This window comes from Acidobacteriota bacterium, from assembly GCA_003696075.1.
Classification (GTDB): Bacteria; Acidobacteriota; Polarisedimenticolia; order J045; family J045; genus J045.
In genome coordinates this window covers 1-3,571 of record RFHH01000114.1, presented here as the reverse complement: position 1 = coordinate 3,571, position 3,571 = coordinate 1, and the positions used below count along the sequence as shown (strand labels likewise).

General features: G+C 71.0%; 4 protein-coding genes. 3 read left to right on the top strand and 1 reads right to left on the bottom strand.

The annotated features are described in order from the left end of the window. Window positions 1–232, top strand: a 232-nt coding sequence (locus tag D6718_07160) for a hypothetical protein (GenBank protein ID RMG45556.1), incomplete at its 5' end; no start/stop codon positions are given. A gap of 4 nt (window positions 233–236) precedes the next feature. On the opposite strand, the gene D6718_07155 is transcribed toward D6718_07160, so the two are convergent. Then, the gene (locus D6718_07155; GenBank protein RMG45557.1) at window positions 237–782 is read right to left on the bottom strand and encodes a translation initiation factor IF-3; all 546 of its coding nucleotides are present in this window, start codon (window positions 780–782) and stop codon (window positions 237–239) included. Window positions 783–903: 121 nt separating this feature from the next. Between D6718_07155 and serC the strand changes: the two genes are divergently transcribed. Then, complete coding sequence (gene serC / locus D6718_07150) at window positions 904–2,049, top strand: 3-phosphoserine/phosphohydroxythreonine transaminase (GenBank protein RMG45555.1); 1,146 nt, start codon at window positions 904–906, stop codon at window positions 2,047–2,049. A 232-nt stretch (window positions 2,050–2,281) separates the two neighbouring features. Then, a partial coding sequence (locus D6718_07145) for a sigma-70 family RNA polymerase sigma factor (GenBank protein RMG45554.1) occupies window positions 2,282–3,571 on the top strand: 1,290 nt, incomplete at its 3' end.

The following is a 3,571-nucleotide window of genomic DNA, read 5'->3' as shown; positions in this document are numbered from 1 at the left end:
TCCGGCCGCCCTCGGGCGGCCGGAGGAGGCGCGACGCCTCCTGGAGGAGACGCCCGCCGCGTGGCGGGGGATCGCCTGGTCGGTGACTTACGCCTGGGTGGCCCGCCTCGCGGGCGAGCCGGTGGCGGCGGCGCGGGCGCTGGCCCGCGTCCCCGAGGATGTCGCGGAGCGACTCCGGGCCTCGGGCGAGGAGCCGCTGGCTCGCCTCGCCGCGCAGGCCTGGGCTCCGTGAAGAGCTACTTCTTCGCGATCGGGGCCAAGGTGACCGACAGGTCCCGTCCGGCCATCTGGCGCGACCGGTCCTCCGGGATGCCGACGTCCTTCACCGCCTCCACGACGCGATCGAGGACCATCTCCCCGATCTCCGGCCGGCGCATTTCCCGCCGGCGGTACATGATCGTCACCCGGACCTTGTGGCCTTCCTCGAGGAACTTCCTGACCTTGCCGGTCTTCGTTTCGAAGTCGTGGTCGTCGATCGCGGGCCGGTACTTGATCTGCTTGATCTCGACCTGGTGCTGCTTGCGCCGGATCGCCTGCTGCTTTTTCTGCTGCTCGTAGCGATACCGGCCGTAGTCCATGATCTTGCAGACCGGCGGGCGCGCATCCGGAGCGACCTCGACGAGATCGAGACCGCGGGACGCCGCCAGGCGCCGCGCCTCCTCGATCTCGACGACGCCGACCTGTTCCCCGTTTTCGTCGATCAGACGGACAGGACTGATGCGAATGCGCTCGTTGATGCGGACTTGCGGCTCCGTTCTCTCCTGCAGGTAGGGTCTTCTCATCCGCTCTGTGTTTTCCTCCTTCGCGCGGGCGTCGTCCGCGGGCCGTGTGGAACGAACCGTCCGGCCCGGCGTCCGCGCGTGCCGGCGGGCCGGCGGCATCCTACCATCCCCGGACGGCGGGATGCCCGCGAGGGGTAGATACGATCGGACCCCGGGAGAGGTCAAGGTGAATGGCGCGAACCGGATGCTGTCGTTCGGGGCGGGCCCGGCCCGGTGGCCGGAAGCGGTGCTCAGGCGGGCGAAGGAGGGCCTCGACCCCGCCCGGTTCGGCGGGCTTTCGGTGCTCGAGATCGGGCACCGCGGGCCCGACTACGCCCGGATCCACGAGGAGGTCCGAGAGCGGCTGCGGCGCCTGCTCGCCGTCCCGGAGGACCGCGAGATCCTCCTCCTGCCCGGGGGAGCCACGATGCAGTTCGCGATGCTCCCGCTCAACCTCCGCCGGGACGGCCGCCCCGTCGACGTCGTCCTCACCGGCCGGTGGGCCGAGAAGGCGCTCGAGCACGCCCGCGCCTCCGGCCCGGTCAGGGTGGCGGCGAGCGGGAAGGAGCAGAGCTACCGGATCGTGCCCCCGCCGGAAGCGTGGGCGGTCCGCGCCGACGCCGCCTACCTCCACGTGACCACGAACAACACCGTTTTCGGAACGCGCCTGGCCCGACTGCCCGAGGATCTCCCGGTGCCGCTCGTCGGCGACGCCAGTTCGGAGATCCTGGCCGCGCCGCTTCCCGTATCGCGGTTCGCGGTGCTGTACGCCGGCGCGCAGAAGTGCCTCGGCCCCGCGGGGCTGGCGGTGGTCGTCATCCGCCGCGATCTGCTGGAGGCGGTGCCGGAGGGGCTCCCCCCGATGCTCTCGTACCGCGCCCACGCCGCCGCGGGCTCCCGGCTCAACACGCCGCCGACGGCCCTCGTCTGGCTGATGGGCCTGATGCTCGAGTGGATCGAGGAGGAGGGGGGGGCGGAGGAGATGCACCGCCGGACCCGCGAGCGGGCGGCTCTCGTCTACGAGGCGCTGGATCGGCACCCGGAGGTCTACGAACCGGTGGCGGCCCCCCCGTGCCGGTCGCTGACCAACGTCGTCTTCCGGCTCCGGAATCCGGGGCTCCAGCCCCGCTTCCTGGAGGCGGCGCGGGCCGCCGGCCTGGTGGGTCTCGCCGGCCACCGATCGGTGGGAGGGCTCAGGGCATCGATGTACACGGGCATGCCGGTGGAAGGTGCGCGGCGCCTGGCGGAGTTCCTCGACCGGTTCGCCGCCGATGGGGGGGCGGTGTAGACTAGGGCCCGATCACCCGCGAGGTTTCGGACCGCTTGACTTTCCGGAGGGGCCGCTCCATATCGACGGGAGCCGGGCGGCCCGCGGCCGGGCGGGCTCCCCCGGCTCGGCCGATCCCGCCGGACCAAGACCAGTTCCAGGCAACCGAGGCCGCGCCGGCGCGCGCCCGCCAGGGCGCGGGGCGGCGCACGGGTGGAGGATCCCGCCCCGGGCGGGGCGGACGGAGCAGGACGTGGCGCTGACGGACCGATACCCGGAAGTGAAGGCGCTCTTGGCGATGGCCAAGAAGAAGGGGGCGCTCGGCCCCGAGGATCTCGTCGAGCACCTCCCGGACGAGCTCCTCGCCGATCCCGGCGACATGGAGGAGCTGAAGGCCCTGTTGCGCGCCGAGGAGATCGACATCTCCGAGATCGAGGCGGCGGAGGAGTCCGCGTCCGAAGAAGGCCTGCGGCGGAAGGAGGAGGTGCCGCACGCGACCGGCGACCGGACCGACGATCCCGTGCGCCTCTATCTGCGCGAGATGGGTGCCGTTCCGCTCCTCACCAAGAAGGGGGAGGTGGAGATCGCCCGGCGGATCGAAGCGGGCGAGGTCCGCGTGCTTCGCGCGCTCCTGTCGTGCCGCTACGGGCTGGAGAAGATCCGCGCCATCCCCGCCACGCTCAGCGCGTCCCCGAAGAAGGTCGAGGAGATCTTCGACATCTCGGAGGAGGCGATCGGGGTCAAGGGCCGGGGGTTGCCGCGCGAGCAGCTCATCGCCCGAAAGGTGAAGCACGCGGTGGCCCGCCTCGAGGAGGTGCTGGATGCGGTCAAGCAGTCCGCGAGGCTCGAATCCCGCCTCCGCCGGCTCAAGGACGGCTCGCCGACGCACCGGAAAGTCTCGGAGGAGCGGGAGCGGCTGGAAGAGAAGCTCCGCGAGGAGCTCCTGCCCGACCTTGGCCTGTCGCAGTCGTTCGTGGATCAGATCGCCCGGGAAGTCCTGGAGGCCCACCGCAAGCTGCAGCAGCACCAGCGCTCGCAGCGGGACCTCGAGCGCCGGCTGAAGGGAACGCGCGATCAGTCGGTGAGGCGCGAGATCCAGGAGAAGATCCGGTTGGCCGCGGAGGAGATCCGGATCATCGAGCAGGAGATCAAGGCGGACGCGGAGGAACTGTCGGCCCTCGCCCGGGAAATCAGCCGCGGGCAGGCGGAGGCGGCGCAGGCCAAGAAGGATCTGATCGAGGCCAACCTGCGGCTCGTGGTCTCGATCGCGAAGAAGTACACGAATCGCGGGCTGAAGCTGCTCGACCTGATCCAGGAAGGCAACATCGGCCTGATGCGCGCCGTCGACAAATTCGAGTACAAGCGCGGCTACAAGTTCTCGACCTACGCCACCTGGTGGATCCGCCAGGCGATCACGCGGGCGATCGCCGACCAGGCGCGCACCATCCGCATCCCGGTCCACATGATCGAGACGATCAACAAGCTGATCCGGACCGCGCGAACGCTCGATCAGGAACTCGGGCGGGAGCCGACGCCGGAGGAG